General features: G+C 32.4%; 20 protein-coding genes. 18 read left to right on the top strand and 2 right to left on the bottom strand.

The window, feature by feature from the left end; genetic code table 11:
* Window positions 1-78: 78 nt before the first annotated feature.
* From pyrF to IDG66_RS05130, 4 genes are all read left to right on the top strand, one after another.
* Window positions 79-771 carry an orotidine-5'-phosphate decarboxylase gene (pyrF, locus tag IDG66_RS05145; protein ID WP_000654067.1) on the top strand — a complete coding sequence of 231 codons (693 nt, stop codon included), beginning with the start codon at window positions 79-81 and terminating at the stop codon, window positions 769-771.
* Window positions 771-1382, top strand: coding sequence for an orotate phosphoribosyltransferase (pyrE, locus tag IDG66_RS05140; RefSeq protein WP_001040246.1), 612 nt, complete (start codon window positions 771-773; stop codon window positions 1380-1382). Before pyrF ends, pyrE begins: the two co-directional genes overlap by 1 nt.
* A gap of 29 nt (window positions 1383-1411) precedes the next feature.
* Window positions 1412-1624, top strand: coding sequence for a hypothetical protein (locus tag IDG66_RS05135; RefSeq protein ID WP_000998557.1), 213 nt, complete (start codon window positions 1412-1414; stop codon window positions 1622-1624).
* 436 nt (window positions 1625-2060) lie between these two features.
* Window positions 2061-2462: a VOC family protein gene (locus tag IDG66_RS05130; protein ID WP_000354184.1), complete on the top strand. Its 402-nt coding sequence runs from the start codon at window positions 2061-2063 to the stop codon at window positions 2460-2462.
* A gap of 262 nt (window positions 2463-2724) precedes the next feature.
* Here the strand turns inward: IDG66_RS05130 and IDG66_RS05125 are convergent, their stop codons facing one another.
* Complete coding sequence (locus IDG66_RS05125) at window positions 2725-4422, bottom strand: Rqc2 family fibronectin-binding protein (RefSeq protein ID WP_000312786.1); 1698 nt, start codon at window positions 4420-4422, stop codon at window positions 2725-2727.
* A 274-nt stretch (window positions 4423-4696) separates the two neighbouring features.
* Here IDG66_RS05125 and gmk point away from each other — a divergent pair, with 274 nt between their 5' ends.
* The 5 genes from gmk (at window position 4697) to IDG66_RS05100 (ending at window position 10817) form a co-directional block, all read left to right on the top strand.
* A complete protein-coding gene (gene gmk, locus IDG66_RS05120; RefSeq protein WP_000368227.1) occupies window positions 4697-5320 on the top strand; it encodes a guanylate kinase in 624 nt (207 codons plus the stop codon).
* On the top strand, window positions 5320-5538 hold the full coding sequence (gene rpoZ, locus IDG66_RS05115) for a DNA-directed RNA polymerase subunit omega (RefSeq protein WP_000933956.1): 219 nt from the start codon (window positions 5320-5322) through the stop codon (window positions 5536-5538). Before gmk ends, rpoZ begins: the two co-directional genes overlap by 1 nt.
* Before the next feature lie 215 nt (window positions 5539-5753).
* On the top strand, window positions 5754-6953 hold the full coding sequence (coaBC, locus tag IDG66_RS05110) for a bifunctional phosphopantothenoylcysteine decarboxylase/phosphopantothenate--cysteine ligase CoaBC (protein WP_000722165.1): 1200 nt from the start codon (window positions 5754-5756) through the stop codon (window positions 6951-6953).
* Window positions 6953-9361 carry a primosomal protein N' gene (gene priA / locus IDG66_RS05105; RefSeq protein ID WP_000560840.1) on the top strand — a complete coding sequence of 803 codons (2409 nt, stop codon included), beginning with the start codon at window positions 6953-6955 and terminating at the stop codon, window positions 9359-9361. The genes coaBC and priA overlap by 1 nt, the downstream gene beginning before the upstream one ends.
* A 502-nt stretch (window positions 9362-9863) precedes the next feature.
* Window positions 9864-10817, top strand: coding sequence for a hypothetical protein (locus tag IDG66_RS05100; RefSeq protein WP_206158564.1), 954 nt, complete (start codon window positions 9864-9866; stop codon window positions 10815-10817).
* Between the two features lie 162 nt (window positions 10818-10979).
* On the opposite strand, the gene IDG66_RS05095 is transcribed toward IDG66_RS05100, so the two are convergent.
* Window positions 10980-11183, bottom strand: a complete 204-nt coding sequence (locus IDG66_RS05095) for a TM2 domain-containing protein (RefSeq protein ID WP_001198024.1) — start codon at window positions 11181-11183, stop codon at window positions 10980-10982.
* 298 nt (window positions 11184-11481) lie between these two features.
* Here IDG66_RS05095 and IDG66_RS05090 point away from each other — a divergent pair, with 298 nt between their 5' ends.
* From IDG66_RS05090 to IDG66_RS05050, 9 genes are all read left to right on the top strand, one after another.
* Entirely contained in the window at window positions 11482-11970 is a 489-nt protein-coding gene (locus IDG66_RS05090; RefSeq protein ID WP_000985287.1) for a peptide deformylase, read from the top strand.
* Window positions 11963-12898 carry a methionyl-tRNA formyltransferase gene (gene fmt, locus IDG66_RS05085; protein WP_000161286.1) on the top strand — a complete coding sequence of 312 codons (936 nt, stop codon included), beginning with the start codon at window positions 11963-11965 and terminating at the stop codon, window positions 12896-12898. The genes IDG66_RS05090 and fmt overlap by 8 nt, the downstream gene beginning before the upstream one ends.
* Window positions 12895-14202, top strand: a complete 1308-nt coding sequence (gene rsmB, locus IDG66_RS05080) for a 16S rRNA (cytosine(967)-C(5))-methyltransferase RsmB (RefSeq protein WP_103143721.1) — start codon at window positions 12895-12897, stop codon at window positions 14200-14202. Before fmt ends, rsmB begins: the two co-directional genes overlap by 4 nt.
* Before the next feature lie 2 nt (window positions 14203-14204).
* The gene (rlmN, locus tag IDG66_RS05075; protein WP_000626905.1) at window positions 14205-15299 is read left to right on the top strand and encodes a dual-specificity RNA methyltransferase RlmN; all 1095 of its coding nucleotides are present in this window, start codon (window positions 14205-14207) and stop codon (window positions 15297-15299) included.
* A gap of 6 nt (window positions 15300-15305) precedes the next feature.
* Window positions 15306-16049 carry a protein-serine/threonine phosphatase Stp1 gene (locus IDG66_RS05070; protein WP_000888498.1) on the top strand — a complete coding sequence of 248 codons (744 nt, stop codon included), beginning with the start codon at window positions 15306-15308 and terminating at the stop codon, window positions 16047-16049.
* Window positions 16046-18040 (top strand): serine/threonine protein kinase Stk1, encoded by a 1995-nt coding sequence (pknB, locus tag IDG66_RS05065; protein ID WP_000579564.1) that lies wholly within the window; start codon window positions 16046-16048, stop codon window positions 18038-18040. Before IDG66_RS05070 ends, pknB begins: the two co-directional genes overlap by 4 nt.
* A gap of 227 nt (window positions 18041-18267) precedes the next feature.
* Window positions 18268-19143, top strand: a complete 876-nt coding sequence (rsgA, locus tag IDG66_RS05060; RefSeq protein WP_000847936.1) for a ribosome small subunit-dependent GTPase A — start codon at window positions 18268-18270, stop codon at window positions 19141-19143.
* The gene (gene rpe, locus IDG66_RS05055; RefSeq protein WP_000164332.1) at window positions 19144-19788 is read left to right on the top strand and encodes a ribulose-phosphate 3-epimerase; all 645 of its coding nucleotides are present in this window, start codon (window positions 19144-19146) and stop codon (window positions 19786-19788) included.
* A gap of 6 nt (window positions 19789-19794) precedes the next feature.
* The gene (locus tag IDG66_RS05050; RefSeq protein WP_000547905.1) at window positions 19795-20436 is read left to right on the top strand and encodes a thiamine diphosphokinase; all 642 of its coding nucleotides are present in this window, start codon (window positions 19795-19797) and stop codon (window positions 20434-20436) included.
* The last annotated feature ends 341 nt before the right edge of the window (window positions 20437-20777 follow it).

Genomic DNA, 20777 nt, shown 5'->3' with positions numbered 1-20777 from the left:
TAACCATTTACTTAAAGAAGTTTATATTACAGCCTCATTATTTTAATGAATTTCTTAATATAAAGGGAGACATATATGATGAAAGATTTACCAATTATTGCATTAGATTTTGAATCAAAAGAAAAAGTAAATCAATTTTTAGATTTATTTGATGAATCATTATTCGTAAAAGTAGGTATGGAACTTTTTTATCAAGAAGGTCCTCAATTAATTAATGAGATAAAAGAAAGAGGCCATGATGTATTTTTAGATTTAAAATTGCATGATATTCCTAATACAGTAGGTAAGGCGATGGAAGGACTAGCTAAATTGAATGTTGATCTGGTAAATGTTCATGCTGCTGGTGGCGTAAAAATGATGTCTGAGGCCATTAAAGGATTAAGAAAACATAATCAACATACAAAAATTATTGCAGTAACACAGCTTACGTCAACAACAGAAGACATGTTACGACACGAACAAAATATACAAACATCGATTGAAGAGGCCGTTTTAAATTATGCCAAGTTAGCAAATGCAGCTGGTTTAGATGGCGTTGTTTGTTCACCTCTTGAAAGTCGTATGTTGACTGAAAAGTTAGGTACATCATTTTTAAAAGTAACACCAGGTATTAGACCTAAAGGTGCATCTCAAGATGACCAACACCGTATTACGACACCGGAAGAAGCAAGACAGCTTGGTTCGACGCATATTGTAGTCGGTAGACCGATTACACAAAGTGACAATCCAGTCGAAAGTTATCATAAAATTAAAGAAAGTTGGTTAGTATAATGGCTAAAGAAATTGCAAAATCATTATTAGATATTGAAGCTGTAACATTATCACCAAATGATTTATATACATGGAGTTCAGGTATTAAATCACCGATTTACTGTGATAACCGTGTTACGTTAGGTTATCCTTTAGTTCGAGGCGCAATCCGCGATGGTTTAATTAACTTAATTAAAGAACACTTTCCTGAAGTAGAAGTTATTTCTGGTACTGCAACAGCTGGTATTCCACATGCAGCTTTTATTGCTGAAAAATTAAAATTACCAATGAATTATGTTCGTTCATCAAATAAGAGTCATGGTAAGCAAAATCAAATCGAAGGTGCTAAAAGTGAAGGTAAAAAAGTAGTTGTGATAGAAGATTTAATTTCGACAGGGGGATCTTCAGTCACAGCAGTTGAAGCCTTAAAACTAGCAGGTGCAGAAGTATTAGGTGTTGTAGCTATCTTTACTTACGGTTTGAAAAAAGCAGATGATACATTTAGCAATATTCAACTACCTTTTTACACTTTAAGTGATTACAGTGAATTAATTGAAGTAGCTGAAAATGAAGGTAAAATTTCTAGTGAAGATATCCAAACATTAGTTGAATGGAGAGACAACTTAGCATAATATAGACACTAGAAGGAGGAATTCAACAAATGAATGACAAAACATCTAATGATTTATATGGGAAGATAAAACATTGTAACGAATTTATCAATCATTCAAATGATTCCAATCTATCTAGTAGTCACGATGTCGACGAAAGTTCAACGAAGCAAAAACATATAAAAAATAAAACAACTATAGACCATAATGATGATTTATTTAAACATGTAAAGGATATATTACGTAAACAAGGACAAATTTAAAAACAAAAAAGCTATAGTGTTTAATATCAGGGGCTGCTTAACCGCATCCGAATATTACAAACACTATAGCTTTTATTATATAAAAAATTTATTAGCGGATAATTAACTTTATTAAAATCCAACCAATTAAGAATACGAGTAATAGGACTAATACTGGAATCACATAATGTAACATAACGTCCCTCCTTTAACTTAATTTTAATTGTAATCAAATTTGACAATAAGTCAAAACATTAATACCTATGATAAGTATCATTTATTAACATATGTATCATATTTTTAATCTTGCGTAATTTTTATCGTTAACTATGTGATTTAATCAACAGGCCAATAAGACGTTTGTCATTCGTGCACATAACGGTACGACGCGCTTTTGTCATTTTAATTATGTTAAGATAATAGTAGTTATAGAAGTTCAATCTATAGGAGGCATAGCATGGATATTCCAAAAATCACGACATTTTTAATGTTTAATAACCAAGCTGAAGAAGCTGTTAAACTATACACAAGCTTATTTGAAGATAGTGAGATTATAACAATGGCTAAGTATGGTGAAAATGGACCTGGTGATCCCGGGACTGTACAACACTCAATATTTACATTAAATGGACAAGTATTCATGGCGATTGATGCTAATAGTGGCACAGAATTACCAATGAATCCTGCGATTTCATTATTTGTTACAGTAAAAGATACTATTGAAATGGAACGACTATTTAATGGATTAAAAGATGAAGGTGCCATTTTAATGCCAAAAACGAATATGCCACCATACAGAGAGTTTGCTTGGGTTCAAGATAAGTTTGGAGTAAGTTTTCAATTAGCATTACCTGAGTAAAAGGATTCGCACAGCGTTGAATGATAAAGAAACACTTTTTCTTATGCATGCGTTTTACCTATGTATTTCTATTTTAAGTACACATTAGCATTTTAGTTTCACTCATTTTTAAAATCACAAAGATAATTTGTAACTTAAATGATGATACGTTATTTAAAAACACGATACTTCGTTTCAATGAACGCATTAAATAATAAATAAACACCTCACCATAAGAAAGGACTACTTTCTTTTGTGAGGTGTTTATTTGTCGACAACTTGATTATGATTGTTTCATTTTTTGAATAAGTTCATAATCAGGTGTAGCATACAAAGTTTTTTGATTGTCATATGTTACAAACCCAGGCTTTGCACCTGATGGTTTGTGCACATTTTTAATTAATGTGTAATCAACAGGTATTTGTCCAGAATTACCAGCTTTTGAAAAGTATCCTGCTAACATAGCCGCTTCCTTGATTGTCGTATCACTTGGTGCATCATTAAATATAACGACATGTGAACCAGGAATATCTTTTGTGTGTAACCATGTGTGAGTTTTTTTAGCTTTTTTATTTGTTAAATAATCATTTTGCTTGTTATTCTTGCCAACATATATATCGTCGCCATCAGTTGATACATAATGTTGTAATTGAATCTGCGCTTTCTTTTTCTTAGTTTGATTTTTACGCTGTTTCATAAAGCCTTGTTCTGCTAATTCATCTCTAATTTCATCAATGTCATGGACAGAAATATGATGTAATTGTTGTTCGATTGTTGAAAAATAATCTATATTGTCTTTCGTCAATTGAATTTGATGTTGTAATTCACGTTCTCTCGTTTTCATACGATTATATTGTTTATAATAATATTGAGCATTTGCTGATGGGGATTTTGTAGGATTTAAAGGAATGACAACTTCTTCATTCGTATAATAATTCAATGCCGTCACTTCTTTATCGCCTTGCTTAATTCGATATATATTAGCAGTGATCAATTCACCATATAACTGTTCAGTATCTTTATTTTTAGACTGCTCATATTCTTCAATCAACTTCGCTAATTTATTTTGATATTTGTGCAACTGCTGTTGAACAAATCGAACTAAATCATTCGCACGTTGTTTAACGCGTTCACGTTCGCCACGCGCATCATAAAAACGATCAAGTAAATCATTTAATGAATCGTATGTAACTGTATCATCATTAAATTGATTTAACTTTATAAAATAGAAATCCTCTTTACCTGTTTCATGATTTTTATGAAAAATAGGAGTAGGTGGTAACTTGGTTTCTGCCATTACTTCGTCAAATGCTTCTGGTAATGTTGATGAAGTCATAAATTGACGACGACTAACAATTTCATTCGTAATTAAAGGGCTAAATCCTTCAAACTGATTCAATAATTGTTTAGCAATATTACCTGCGTTAAAATCGATATATTTCAACACCTCTGCACCTGTAATATCATACGGATTTATTTTGTGCTGAGTAGGTGGTGCTTCATAATTAAATCCTGGCATTACTGTACGATAGTGATTCGTATTTGGTGTTAAGTGTTTAAATCCTTCAATTATTTTGCGATTTTCATCTACTAAAATTAAGTTACTATGTTTACCCATAATCTCAAGGATGACAGTGCGGTAAATAGTATCGCCAATTTCATCTTTACTCTTTATTTCGATTTCAATGCGACGATCATTACCAATTTGCTTAATCGATTTGATAATACCACCTTCTAAGTGTTTTCTAAAAACACGCGCAAACATGGGTGGATTAAATGGATTATCATATTTTTTAGTAGTTAATTGTAATCTTGAAAAGTTTGGATGGATTGACAATAACAATTGATGGTTTTGTCTATTTTGACGTACAACCATTAGTATCGTGTCATTATCAGGTTGATTGATTTTGTGAACGCGTCCTGTTGTTAAAAATTGTAGAGACTCAACCATTTTCTTTGTAAATAAGCCATCATAAGCCATAATTTATCTTCCACCTTCTTCATATCATTCGTTTCATTTTAACATGATTGTAACTTTTCGGTATAGTTATTGAACCATACATTATGCCTTACATTTTACATTATCTAAAAGTTTGCAATTCAATTTATTTAATTAAAATTAATCGTGCAATATAACGATATTGTTAGACTTAATAGAAATTATGGCATGCAATTTCAAATATGCTATACAATATAAAGAACAATGTGATATCATATTTAAATAATAGAAGATTAGCTTAGAGAGGTCGTAAGGCATGGATAATGAAAAAGGATTGTTAATCGTTTTATCAGGACCATCTGGAGTAGGTAAAGGTACTGTTAGAAAACGAATATTTGAAGATCCAAGTACATCATATAAGTATTCTATTTCAATGACAACACGTCAAATGCGTGAAGGTGAAGTTGATGGCGTAGATTACTTTTTTAAAACTAGGGATGCGTTTGAAGCTTTAATCAAAGATGACCAATTTATAGAATATGCTGAATATGTAGGCAACTATTATGGTACACCAGTTCAATATGTTAAAGATACAATGGACGAAGGTCATGATGTATTTTTAGAAATTGAAGTAGAAGGTGCAAAGCAAGTTAGAAAGAAATTTCCAGATGCGCTATTTATTTTCTTAGCACCTCCAAGTTTAGAACACTTGAGAGAGCGATTAGTAGGTAGAGGAACAGAATCTGATGAGAAAATACAAAGTCGTATTAACGAAGCGCGTAAAGAAGTTGAAATGATGAATTTATACGATTACGTTGTAGTTAATGATGAAGTAGAACTTGCGAAGAATAGAATTCAATGTATTGTAGAAGCTGAGCACTTAAAAAGAGAGCGCGTAGAAGCTAAGTATAGAAAAATGATTTTGGAGGCTAAAAAATAATGTTAAATCCACCTTTAAACCAATTAACGTCACAAATTAAATCAAAGTATTTAATTGCAACAACTGCAGCGAAAAGAGCGCGTGAAATTGATGAACAACCTGAAACTGAATTATTAAGTGAATATCATTCATTTAAACCAGTTGGTAGAGCGTTAGAAGAAATTGCTGACGGTAAAATTCGCCCTGTTATTTCAAGTGATTATTATGGTAAAGAATAGTTTCGACCATTAAAAATATGTGAAGCTAGACGTACATCAAATACGTCAAGGCATATCCAAATCAAACGCACCTATGTAGGTGTGTTTTTTTAGTTTATCCAATGATTGATGTTATAATAATACTAAATTTGTATCTATAAAAAAGTAATGAGCATTTGTGCGCATATGATGATGTAAAGCGTAAATGTCATAGTGATATTTAAGGGAGATTGAATATGAAGAAAATATTATTAGCCGTTACAGGTGGCATTGCGGCATATAAAGCAATTGATTTGACAAGTAAGTTAACACAATCTGGGTATGAAGTTCGCGTTATGTTAACGAATCACGCACAAAAATTTGTGACACCATTAGCATTTCAAGCAATAAGTCGAAATGCTGTTTATACAGATACTTTTATAGAAGAAAATCCTTCAGAAATACAGCATATTGCATTAGGTGATTGGGCAGATGCAATCATTGTTGCACCTGCAACGGCAAATACAATTGCAAAATTGAGTGTAGGTATTGCTGATGATTTGGTGACATCAACGTTGCTAGCAACAGAGACACCGAAATTTATTGCGCCTGCTATGAATGTGCATATGTATGAAAATAAACGTACGCAGCAAAATATTAATATTTTAAAAGAAGATGGGTATCATTTTATCGAACCAGGAAGCGGATTTCTAGCATGTGGTTATGTTGCTAAAGGACGTATGGAAGAACCGCTTCAAATCGTTTCTGTAATTGATGCTCATTTTCAAAATAGTAATCGTTTAGCTAATAGTTCATTTCAAGATAAACGCGCATTGGTTACAGCAGGACCAACTATTGAAGTTATCGATCCAGTCAGATTTGTATCCAATCGTTCTTCTGGAAAAATGGGTTATGCAATAGCTGAAGCATTGCGAAATCGAGGAGCTATCGTGACGTTAGTTGCTGGTCCTACAACACTAGAGGATCCAAAAGATATTGAAGTTATTCATGTTCAAAGTGCTGAAGAAATGTTTGAACAAGTGACAAGCCGATTTGACGAACAAGATATTGTTGTAAAAGCAGCAGCCGTATCTGACTATACACCGGTTGATGTATTAGAACATAAGATGAAAAAGCAGGATGGTGATTTGTCAGTATCTTTTAAACGTACTAAAGACATTCTTAAATATTTAGGTGAACATAAAACATCACAGTATTTAATAGGCTTTGCAGCAGAGACTGAAGATATTGAAAATTATGCACAACAAAAATTACGCAAGAAAAATGCAGATGTGATTATTTCAAATAATGTTGGGGATATGTCTATCGGATTTAGTTCTGATGATAATGAATTGACAATGCATTTTAAAAATAATGAAAAGGTAAATATCAAGAAAGGAAAAAAAGTAGTATTAGCTGCACAAATTTTAGATGAACTAGAAACTAGGTGGCAATAATGATAGCGAAAGTCATAGTCGATGTCGCGTCGAAGAGCGTTGACTATAAATTTGATTATATAATTCCCGAACAACTCGAATCTGTCATCCAACCTGGTGTGCGTGTAATTGTACCTTTTGGACCAAGAACGATTCAAGGTTATGTAATGGAAGTAACAGCAGAACCTGATGCACAACTTGACGTTTCGAAGTTAAAAAAAATCATAGAAGTGAAAGATATACAACCAGAATTAACATCAGAATTAATAGCTTTAAGTGAGTGGATGGGTTCAACTCATGTCATTAAACGTATTTCTATGCTAGAAGTGATGCTTCCGAGTGCTATTAAAGCGAAGTATAAAAAAGCATTTAAGATGAAAGATGACATAGAGCTACCTTCAGCTTTATTACAAAAATTTGATAAGCATGGTTACTATTATTATAAAGATGCGCAAAAAAATAATGATATTCAATTGCTTATGAAGTTGTTAAAAGATGATATCGTTGAAGAAAAAACGATTCTCACACAAAATATAACTAAAAAAACCAAGCGTGCTGTTCGTGTCATTGAAGGGTATCATCCTGATGAAGTATTAGCTAAGTTGGAGAAAGTTATTAAACAATACGATTTGTATGCTTACTTGTCTGAAGAACAACATAAAACAATATTTTTAACTGATATTGAGGATATGGGCTTTTCAAAATCCAGTTTAGATGGACTTATCAAAAAAGGTTATGTTGAAAAATATGACGCGGTTGTTGAAAGAGACCCATTTAAAGATCGTGTTTTCGAACAAGAATCAAAACAGCAATTAACAGAAGACCAATATAAAGCATATGAAGCGATTAAAGCTAAAATTGTAAGCCAAGAGCAAGAAACATTTTTACTTCATGGTGTGACGGGATCAGGTAAAACAGAAGTATATTTACAAACGATAGAAGATGTTTTAAGCCAAGGAAAACAGGCGATGATGTTAGTTCCTGAAATCGCTCTAACACCGCAAATGGTTTTACGCTTCAAACGTCGATTTGGTGATGACGTTGCTGTATTACATTCTGGCTTATCTAATGGGGAACGTTATGATGAGTGGCAAAAAATTAGGGATGGTCGTGCGAGAGTAAGTGTTGGTGCAAGGTCAAGTGTGTTCGCACCTTTCAAAAATTTAGGGTTAATCATCATTGATGAAGAACATGAATCTACATATAAACAAGAAGATTATCCGAGATATCACGCTAGAGAAATTGCCCAATGGCGAAGTGAATATCATCACTGTCCAGTCATTTTAGGAAGTGCAACACCATGTCTTGAAAGTTATGCACGAGCTGAAAAAGGCGTTTATCATTTGCTATCATTACCAAACAGAGTGAACCAACAAGCTTTACCTGAAATTGATATAGTAGACATGCGTGAAGAATTGAGTGAAGGTAATCGGTCAATGTTTTCAAAAGATTTACGTGAAGCCATACAATTAAGATTAGATCGACAGGAACAAGTTGTTTTATTTTTAAATCGACGTGGTTATGCATCGTTTATGTTATGTCGGGATTGTGGATATGTACCGCAATGTCCAAACTGTGATATTTCATTAACGTATCATAAAACGACAGACTTATTAAAATGTCACTATTGTGGTTACCAAGAGACGCCACCGAATCAATGTCCAAATTGTGAGAGTGAACACATTCGACAAGTAGGTACTGGTACTCAGAAAGTTGAAGAACTATTGCAACAAGAATTTGAAGATGCGCGCATAATTAGGATGGATGTAGATACAACCTCAAAGAAAGGTGCACATGAAAAGTTATTGACTGAATTCGAAAAAGGTAACGGTGACATTTTACTAGGTACTCAGATGATTGCGAAAGGATTAGATTATCCAAATATTACTTTAGTTGGTGTGCTGAATGCAGATACAATGTTAAATTTACCTGATTTTCGGGCGAGCGAACGTACTTATCAACTATTAACGCAAGTGGCTGGTAGAGCTGGTCGTCATGAAAAGGCAGGTCAAGTCATCATTCAAACGTATAATCCAGATCATTATTCAATATTGGATGTTCAAAAAAATGATTATTTAACATTTTATCGTCAGGAAATGGAATATCGTAAATTAGGAAAGTATCCACCGTATTATTATTTGATTAATTTCACAATCTCACATAAAGAAATGAAGAAGGTTATGGAAGCATCGCAGCATGTTCATAAAATTTTATTACAGCATTTAACAGAAAAAGCGCTTGTACTAGGTCCATCTCCGGCAGCACTTGCGAGAATCAACAATGAATTTAGATTCCAAATTTTAGTGAAATATAAAAGTGAACCTGGATTATTACAAGCCATTCAGTTTTTAGATGACTATTACCATGAAAAATTTATAAAAGAAAAATTAGCATTGAAGATTGATATTGATCCACAGATGATGATGTAATTTTTTGACTAAAACACTTTAATATCAATGTTTCCTAAGAGTATGAAAGGTCTTGTTTTTACTTTAAGTACAGAAAAAGGGCAGAATATACAACTGTTAACCATTTAAATTAGCAGTTTATATTCTGTCTTTTTATATGGCTTTATAACTTACGTGATTTTGATTTGATTAGGAATTTATTAGTATTTTCATTTACGAATTCTGATTTTAATGTAGGTGCCATACTTACTGATGAATAAAAGTACTAATGATTAAACAAACTATTTTTAAATGGCAAATTGAAATAGTGCAAATTTTACACTTATAAATTAATGGCTATAAACTATTTTATATCTATCTATGTTTTAACTACTTAAATTATTAGACAAAACAATTTTCTTAAATTATCAATTAAAGTATTTAAAAATATTGATGGTTAATGTAAAATATCAATATAAATAAGTTTTTTAAATTTATGTATGTTTATTTGATTCAAACAAAATAACTTAAGAGGAGAAAGTTTATGAAAAAGACACTGGGATGTTTACTTTTAATTATGCTTTTAGTCGTAGCAGGTTGTTCTTTTGGTGGGAATCATAAATTATCATCAAAGAAATCAGAAGAATCAAAACAAGAAACTGTAAAAAAAGAATCGGAAGAAGAGAAAGATCCAGATTTAGAGAAATATGAAGAAATAGAGAAGAAAATGAAAGGAATTAAAGATGCGCCATCTCTTGATAAGTTGGATCCATTAATGACAGAAAAGTCGTTTACGAATAGTAAAGGGATTCAAGGATGGAAAGATTACAAAGAATTAATGGGTAAAGTGGAACTTGCAGATTATAGATTTACTAAAGATTCAAAAGGATCTTCAATAAAAGATGTTGATGCATTCTTTAAAGGTAAGAAAGGTATAAAAAGGAAAGTGATTGAAACACACGATGATGTAAAACAAGTTGATTATTGGTATGTAGATCCAGATGGAAAGAAAATTGGCAATTCAAACACACCTGTTTTTTACGCAGAAATTATGACAAAATATAAAGATGGAAAGTTAGTTTATGCATCAGTCGAACCAGGATCTTACGTAATACATAAAGATGATGCAATTAAATATGACGATTATTCTAAGTTAAAAAAATTAAGTCAGCTAACTAAACTTGATCATCCAAAACCAGTTCCATATAGCGTAGCTCAAATCAAATCTTTCGGAGTACCTTTAACAAGCGTTTCATTTATGACATATGGATCAAAGGATACTAAAGATGAAGTGTTGCCGGCATTGGCCTATTTCACTTTTTCACCAAAAAATTATGAAGACAAGTCTAATCCAGATCCAAAAGTTTTAAATTTAGTACATATGGATTTCTTAAATGCATCTAGTGATTTTGGTAACGCACATTTTGTTGTTTTAAGTAAATATATTAAAGAGTATGAATCAAACTATGAAACAGCGTCAGATGATTCTTTAAAATAGTATTTACTGTGTGAAAAATAAATAGTGTACTACATTAAATAATCGCAATAATAATCCCGATAAACAATCAGCATTACTGCTTATCATATAGAGTTCGTAATAACTATAACTCTATGATTCGCAAATAATAAATGATTGTCATCGGGATTTATTTTTATCAATTTATAAAGTGACATTACCTTGTTCATCAGCAGGTTTGAAAACAGTAATCACTGCACTAATAATTGCTAAAATGTGTGGGATACCTGTCCAACAGAATATTAAGTGTAGAATACCTTGCATATTCTTGCCGGCATAAAATTTATGAATACCAAAACTACCTAAGAACAATGCTAATAAAATATAAATAACTTTGTTTACTTGCATTTCTTTCCCTCCAGTTGAATTGCTTATAATGACATTAGCTTCTCTTTTTATTATACCCACTTTTAGTTCAAACATTCTAGTTTAAGCATTCCCAATCATCTAAATTTCAGTTATTCAATCCTTACAATAAATTTAGGATTACACTTCAGTTGCATTGTATTATTTTACGTGTGAAATATACGTAATGAATCACATGACAATCTTTAAATTGAAAAATATACATTCTATGATGTAAGGTCGCATTTTTAATATATTTACGTTATAATGGTTTGATGAATTTTATTGAGGAGTAAGAGCTATGGCGATTAAAAAGTTAGTACCAGCATCGCATCCTATTTTAACGAAAAAAGCGCAAGCAGTTATAAAATTTGATGATTCGTTAAAAAGATTATTACAAGATTTAGAAGATACAATGTATGCACAAGAAGCAGCTGGCTTATGTGCACCTCAAATTAATCAGTCATTGCAAGTGGCAATCATTGATATGGAAATGGAAGGATTATTACAACTTGTTAATCCGAAAATTATTAGTCAATCAAATGAAACGATAACAGACTTAGAAGGTTCAATTACATTGCCAGATGTTTACGGCGAAGTGACAAGAAGTAAAATGATAGTTGTCGAAAGTTATGACGTCAATGGGAACAAAGTTGAACTAACTGCACATGAAGATGTAGCAAGAATGATTTTGCATATTATAGATCAAATGAACGGTATCCCTTTTACAGAACGTGCGGACCGTATTTTAACAGATAAAGAAGTGGAGGCATATTTTATAAATGACTAAAATAATATTTATGGGTACACCAGACTTTTCAACAACTGTTTTAGAAATGCTTATTGCAGAACATGATGTCATTGCAGTCGTAACGCAACCAGATCGACCTGTTGGACGTAAACGTGTTATGACACCACCACCAGTTAAAAAAGTTGCAATGAAATATGATTTACCTGTATATCAGCCTGAAAAATTAAGTGGATCAGAAGAATTAGAACAATTGCTTCAATTAGATGTAGATTTAATTGTAACTGCTGCTTTTGGACAATTATTACCTGAATCATTGTTGGCATTACCAAAACTTGGGGCAATTAATGTACATGCATCATTGTTACCGAAGTATAGAGGTGGTGCACCAATTCATCAGGCGATTATCGATGGTGAACAAGAAACCGGCATAACAATTATGTATATGGTTAAAAAATTAGATGCGGGTAATATTATTTCGCAACAAGCAATTAAAATAGAAGAAAATGATAATGTCGGTACGATGCATGATAAATTAAGTGTATTAGGGGCAGATTTATTAAAAGAAACTTTACCATCTATTATAGAGGGCACAAATGAAAGTGTACCTCAAGATGATACGCAAGCAACATTTGCTTCCAATATTCGACGCGAAGATGAGCGAATTAACTGGAATAAACCAGGAAGACAAGTGTTTAATCAAATTCGTGGATTATCACCATGGCCAGTTGCTTATACAACTATGGATGACACTAACTTGAAAATATACGATGCTGAACTCGTTGAGACTAATAAGATAAACGAGCCTGGAACCATTATAGAAACGACTAAAAAAGCCATTATTGTTGCTACAAATGATAATGAAGCTGTTGCAATTAAAGATATGCAATTAGCTGGGAAAAAGAGAATGTTAGCTGCCAATTATTTAAGTGGTGCGCAAAACACACTAGTAGGGAAGAAACTTATATGATAGAAAACGTGAGAAGTCTTGCTTTTGACACGATTCAAGATATATTAAATGAAGGTGCGTATAGTAACTTGCGTATCAATGAAGTGTTGTCAGAAAATGAATTAAATGCAATGGATAAGGCTTTATTTACAGAAATTGTCTACGGAACCGTTAAAAGAAAATTTACGTTAGATTTTTATTTAAAGCCTTTTGTGAAAACAAAAATTAAGGCATGGGTTAGGCAATTATTATGGATGAGTATTTATCAATATGTTTATTTAGATAAAGTTCCAAATCACGCCATCATTAATGAAGCAGTTGAAATAGCAAAAGAACGCGGTGGCTATCATAATGGTAATGTCGTAAATGGTATTTTACGTACAATGATGCGTAGTGACTTACCTGATTTTAATGAAATTGCAGATCCTAAAAAAAGAATGGCAATCGAGTATAGTATGCCGAAGTGGATTATAGATCATTGGGCAACACATTATGGTCTCGAAAAAACTGAAACAATTTTACAGTCATTTTTAGAAACGACATCAACAACTGTGCGTGCCAACCTGACGCGAGCATCATTAGATGATATTATTGAAAAGTTGCAAGACGAAGGTTATGACGTTGAAAAAGATCATGACTTACCTTATTGTCTCCATATAGGAGGACAACCAATTATTCATTCTCGTTCATTTAAAGATGGATTCGTTTCAATTCAAGATAAAAGCTCAATGTTTGTTGCACACATTATGAATGTAGACCGACATGATCACGTATTAGATGCATGTAGTGCACCTGGCGGTAAAGCTTGTCACATTGCTGAAGTTTTAATGCCAGAAGGGCAAGTTGACGCTTCAGATATACATGATCACAAAATAGACTTAATTAATTTTAATATAAAAAAATTACGATTAACAAATATTAAAGCTTTTCAACATGATGCGACAAAACCTTATGATAAAACATACGATAAGATACTTGTTGATGCACCATGTAGCGGATTAGGTGTAATGAGACATAAGCCGGAGATTAAGTATACTCAAAGCAAACAACATATTGAGTCACTAGTTGAATTACAGCTTGAAATATTGGAAAATGTAAAAAACAATGTAAAAATAGGTGGCGAAATCATCTATTCAACATGTACAATTGAGCAACTAGAAAATGAAAACGTGATTTATATGTTTTTGAAAAATAATAAAAACTTCGAATTTGAACCGTTTCAACATCCGATAACTGGAGAGTTGGTCAAAACGTTACAAATCATGCCGCAAGACTTTAATTCAGATGGATTCTTTATCACTAAGATAAAAAGAAAGGACAATTAGGAATGATAACTGCTGAAAAGAAAAAGAAGAATAAATTTCTTCCAAATTTTGACAAGCAATCAATATATTCATTGCGATTTGACGAAATGCAAAACTGGCTCGTTGAACAAGGTCAACAAAAATTTCGAGCGAAACAGATTTTTGAATGGTTATATCAAAAAAGAGTAGATTCGATTGATGAAATGACGAACTTATCGAAAGACTTACGACAGCTTTTAAAAGATAACTTTACTGTTACAACTTTAACAACTGTAGTAAAACAAGAAAGTAAAGACGGTACAATTAAATTCTTATATGAATTACAAGATGGCTATACAATTGAAACTGTTTTAATGAGACATGATTATGGAAATTCAGTATGTGTAACGACACAAGTAGGTTGTCGTATCGGATGTACGTTTTGTGCTTCTACACTTGGCGGCTTAAAAAGAAACCTTGAAGCTGGCGAAATTGTTTCACAAGTTTTAACAGTTCAAAAAGCCCTTGATGCTACAGAAGAGCGCGTATCTCAAATTGTCATAATGGGTATCGGTGAACCATTTGAAAATTATGATGAAATGATGGACTTTTTAAGAATCGTCAATGATGATAATAGTTTAAATATTGGTGCACGTCACATTACAGTATCAACATCAGGTATCATTCCTAGAATATACGACTTTGCGGATGAAGATATCCAAATTAATTTTGCTGTAAGCTTACACGCCGCAAAAGATGAAGTGCGATCACGCTTGATGCCAATTAACCGTGCATATAATGTTGAGAAGTTAATCGAAGCAATTCAATATTATCAAGAAAAAACAAATCGTCGTGTTACTTTTGAATATGGTCTGTTTGGTGGTGTGAATGACCAACTAGAACATGCAAGAGAATTAGCACATTTAATAAAAGGCTTAAACTGCCATGTTAACTTAATTCCTGTCAACCATGTTCCAGAAAGAAATTATGTGAAAACGGCTAAAAATGATATCTTTAAATTTGAAAAAGAATTAAAGAGACTAGGAATTAATGCCACAATACGTCGTGAACAAGGTTCGGATATTGACGCAGCTTGTGGTCAATTAAGAGCAAAGGAACGACAAGTAGAAACGAGGTAAAGACAAATGCTAGAGGCACAATTTTTTACTGATACTGGACAACATAGAGATAAGAATGAAGATGCGGGTGGTATTTTTTATAATCGAACTAATCAACAACTTTTAGTTCTGTGTGATGGTATGGGCGGCCATAAAGCAGGAGAAGTTGCAAGTAAATTTGTTACAGATGAGTTGAAATCCCGTTTTGAAGCGGAAAATCTTATAGAAGAACATCAAGCTGAAAATTGGTTGCGTAATAATATAAAAGATATAAATTTTCAGTTATATCACTATGCACAAGAAAATGCAGAATATAAAGGTATGGGTACAACATGTGTTTGTGCACTTGTTTTTGAAAAATCAGTTGTGATAGCAAATGTCGGTGATTCTAGAGCCTATGTTATTAATAGTAGACAAATTGAACAAATTACTAGTGATCACTCATTTGTTAATCATCTTGTTTTAACGGGTCAAATTACGCCGGAAGAAGCATTTACACATCCACAACGTAATATTATTACGAAGGTGATGGGCACAGATAAACGTGTGAGTCCAGATTTGTTTATTAAGCGATTAAATTTTTATGATTATTTATTATTAAATTCAGATGGATTAACTGATTATGTTAAAGACAATGAAATTAAGCGTTTGTTAGTAAAAGAAGGTACAATAGAAGATCATGGTGATCAATTAATGCAATTGGCATTAGATAACCATTCGAAAGATAACGTTACTTTCATACTCGCGGCTATTGAAGGTGATAAAGTATGATAGGTAAAATAATAAATGAACGATATAAAATTGTAGATAAGCTTGGCGGCGGTGGCATGAGTACCGTTTATCTTGCTGAAGATACGATACTTAACATTAAAGTTGCAATTAAGGCGATTTTTATACCACCTAGAGAAAAAGAAGAAACATTAAAACGTTTTGAACGAGAAGTACATAACTCATCACAGCTATCACATCAAAATATAGTAAGTATGATCGATGTTGATGAAGAAGATGACTGTTACTACTTAGTAATGGAATATATTGAAGGTCCGACTTTGTCTGAGTATATTGAAAGTCATGGGCCATTAAGTGTTGACACGGCGATTAATTTTACGAATCAAATATTGGATGGTATTAAACATGCGCATGATATGCGTATTGTACATAGAGATATTAAGCCACAAAATATATTAATTGACAGCAATAAAACGTTGAAAATATTTGATTTTGGAATTGCTAAAGCTTTAAGTGAGACGTCTTTAACTCAGACTAATCATGTGTTAGGTACTGTGCAGTACTTTTCGCCAGAACAAGCAAAAGGTGAGGCAACGGATGAATGTACAGATATTTATTCTATAGGTATTGTGTTATATGAAATGCTTGTTGGTGAACCACCCTTTAATGGAGAAACTGCAGTTAGCATTGCGATTAAACATATTCAGGATTCTGTGCCAAATGTGACAACAGATGTACGTAAGGATATTCCGCAATCTTTAAGTAATGTCATTTTACGCGCTACAGAAAAAGACAAAGCGAATCGTTACAAAACAATTCAAGAAATGAAAGATGATTTGAGTAGTGTTTTACATGAAAATCGAGCGAATGAAGATGTCTATGAACTCGATAAAATGAAAACGATAGCGGTACCTTTGAAAAAAGAAGATCTAGCAAAGCATATTAGTGAACATAAGTCGAATCAACCTAAACGTGAAACGACGCAAGTACCTATTGTAAATGGGCCTGCTCATCATCAGCAATTCCAAAAGCCAGAAGGTACGGTTTACGAACCAAAACCTAAAAAGAAATCAACACGAAAGATTGTGCTCTTATCACTAATCTTTTCGTTGTTAATGATTGCACTTGTTTCTTTTGTGGCAATGGCAATGTTTGGTAATAAATACGAAGAGACACCTGATGTAATCGGGAAATCTGTAAAAGAAGCAGAGCAAATATTCAATAAAAACAACCTGAAATTGGGTAAAATTTCTAGAAGTTATAGTGATAAATATCCTGAAAATGAAATTATTAAGACAACTCCTAATACAGGTGAACGTGTTGAACGTGGTGACAGTGTTGATGTTGTTATATCAAAAGGCCCTGAAAAGGTTAAAATGCCAAATGTCATTGGTTTACCTAAGGAGGAAGCCTTGCAGAAATTAAAATCGTTAGGTCTTAAAGATGTTACGATTGAAAAAGTATATAATAATCAAGCGCCAAAAGGATACATTGCAAATCAAAGTGTAACCGCAAATACTGAAATCGCTATTCATGATTCTAATATTAAACTATATGAATCTTTAGGCATTAAGCAAGTTTATGTAGAAGACTTTGAGCATAAATCCTTTAGCAAAGCTAAAAAAGCCTTAGAAGAAAAAGGGTTTAAAGTTGAAAGTAAGGAAGAGTATAGTGACGATATTGATGAGGGTGATGTGATTTCTCAATCTCCTAAAGGAAAATCAGTAGATGAGGGGTCAACGATTTCATTTGTTGTTTCTAAAGGTAAAAAAAGTGACTCATCAGATGTCAAAACGACAACTGAATCGGTAGATGTACCATACACTGGTAAAAATGATAAGTCACAAAAAGTTAAAGTTTATATTAAAGATAAAGATAATGACGGTTCAACTGAAAAAGGTAGTTTCGACATTACTAGTGATCAACGTATAGACATTCCTTTAAGAATTGAAAAAGGAAAAACAGCAAGTTATATTGTTAAAGTTGACGGTAAAACTGTAGCTGAAAAAGAAGTCAGCTATGATGATGTATAAATATAATTGAAGTAAATGTACCGAGGTTTCTATTTGGAAGTCTCGGTATTTTTATGTTGAGATTGCGGTAGTTTTAAAATGCTTCATGTCATCATATACAGGTGAGCATTGTCTATCAATTCTGTATCACTCTCACAATATTTATATCATTTGAAATGATCATTTATATATTAATTTTCCAGTCTTTGATATAATAAATGCAGTAAAATTAATCGAGAGGTGCCATTTTGAAGACAGGTCGAATAGTGAAATCAATTAGTGGGGTATATCAAGTAGACGTTAATGGCGAACGTTTCAATACAAAACCACGAGGATTATTTAGAAAGAAAAAATTTTCACCGGTAGTTGGTGATATAGTGGAATTTGAAGTACAAAACATTAACGAAGGCTATATTCATCAAGTGTTTGAGCGGAAAAATGAGTTGAAAAGACCACCTGTAAGTAATATAGATACACTAGTAATTGTAATGAGTGCTGTCGAGCCAAATTTTTCAACGCAATTATTAGATCGATTTTTAGTTATTGCACATTCGTATCAGTTAAATGCGAGAGTTTTGGTGACTAAAAAAGATAAAACACCAATTGAAAAGCAGTTCGAAATTAATGAGTTGTTGAAAATATATGAAAATATTGGCTATGAGACTGAATTTATTGGAAATGATGATGATCGAAAAAAAATTGTAGAAGCTTGGCCAGCTGGACTTATAGTACTTAGTGGTCAATCAGGTGTCGGTAAGTCCACTTTCTTAAATCATTATCGTCCAGAACTTAATCTTGAGACAAATGATATATCAAAATCATTAAATCGAGGAAAGCATACTACAAGACATGTCGAACTATTCGAACGTCAAAACGGTTATATTGCAGACACACCTGGATTCAGTGCTTTAGATTTTGATCATATAGATAAAGATGAAATAAAAGATTATTTTCTTGAATTAAATCGATATGGTGAAACATGTAAGTTTAGGAATTGTAATCATATCAAAGAACCTAATTGTAATGTTAAGCATCAATTAGAGATAGGGAATATTGCGCAATTTAGATACGACCATTATTTACAACTATTTAATGAAATTTCAAATAGAAAGGTTAGATATTAAATGACAAAACTATATCCATCATTATTATCTGTTGATTTTTTGGATTTACAACATGAATTAAAACGACTTGAAGAAGCAGGTGTCGACGGAGTTCATTTTGATGTTATGGATGGTCAATTTGTGCCTAATATATCTATTGGTTTACCAATATTAGATGCAGTAAGAAAAGGCACAACATTACCTATAGACGTACATTTGATGATTGAAAATCCAGAAAAGTATATTGCATCATTTGCAGAACATGGTGCCGATATGATTTCAATTCATGTCGAATCAACGCCTCATATTCATCGTGCTATTCAAATGATTAAACATTTAGATAAAAAAGCTGGTGTAGTAATTAATCCTGGTACACCAATATCACAAATTGAACCTATTTTAGACATTGTTGATTATGTACTAGTGATGACAGTTAACCCAGGGTTTGGTGGTCAATCATTTATTGATCAATGCGTAGAAAAAATAGCGGGTCTTAATGCTATTAAAATGGAACGTCAATTAAACTTTGATATTGAAGTTGATGGAGGCGTAAATACCGATACAGCGAAAGTTTGTGTTGAAAATGGTGCTACAATGCTAGTAACAGGTTCATTTTTCTTTAAACAAGAGGATTATAAAAAAGTCACACAAGCATTGAAAGGTTGAGTGTATATGCATATAAATTTATTATGTTCTGATCGACACTTGCCGCAAGATATTTGGGCCAAAAGTAATGAAGGTAAATGGGGCGGCGTTGATAGAGGTGCTTTGATTTTATTGAAGCATCAAATTATCCCTTTTTTCTCAGTGGGAGACTTTGATTCAGTCAGTAAAGAAGAACGCCAACTTCTAACAGAACAGTTACAAATCAAACCAGTTCAAGCTGAAAAAGCTGATACGGATTTAGCTTTAGCGGTTGATAAAGCTGTTGCACTTGGATTTGATAGTATTACAATTTATGGTGCAACAGGCGGACGATTAGATCACTTTTTTGGGGCAATTCAGTTATTATTGAAAAAAGCATATTATAAACATGATGTTCATATAGAAGTTATCGATCAACAAAATAAAATTGAATTATTGCCTAAAGGTCAACATACAGTTGAAAAAGATAAGAGTTATCCGTACATTTCATTTATACCGATGACTGATGATGTAGAACTTTCTCTAGCAGGTTTTAAATATAATTTAGCTAGACAAATGCTTAATATAGGTTCTACTTTAACTATTTCAAATGAAATTGAGTCTTTGCAAGCGAAAGTAACTGTACATGATGGGTTGATTTTGCAAATTAGAAGTACAGATTTAAATTAAGTATATTCAAATTTGTGAGGATTTTTAATAAAGTGCATGAGTTATTTAATAAAGTGACGTTTATAGATAGAATTTATAACATAATAATAGATGAATCACGCTGTAATTAATGAAGATTATGGCGTGATTTATTATTGAAAGGAAAATTGTAGGTCCTAGTACATTGATTTATGTGCCAAAATCGATATTGAACCCATAAGTCCAATTTGACAGAGAACCATTATTAAACGTATTAACCAAATTATATTGATAGTTCGAATTTCACTATGAACCATTATGTATTGTTTGGTAACAAAAAAAGAACTAAGAGGTTGAGCTCTTAGTTCTTAAGTAAATGTGTC

It is taken from the genome of Staphylococcus sp. EG-SA-18 (genome assembly GCF_017151825.1).
GTDB classification, from domain to species: Bacteria; Bacillota; Bacilli; order Staphylococcales; family Staphylococcaceae; genus Staphylococcus; species Staphylococcus aureus.
The sequence above is the reverse complement of the archived record's forward strand: the minus strand, read 5'-3'. Positions and strand labels throughout refer to the sequence as shown.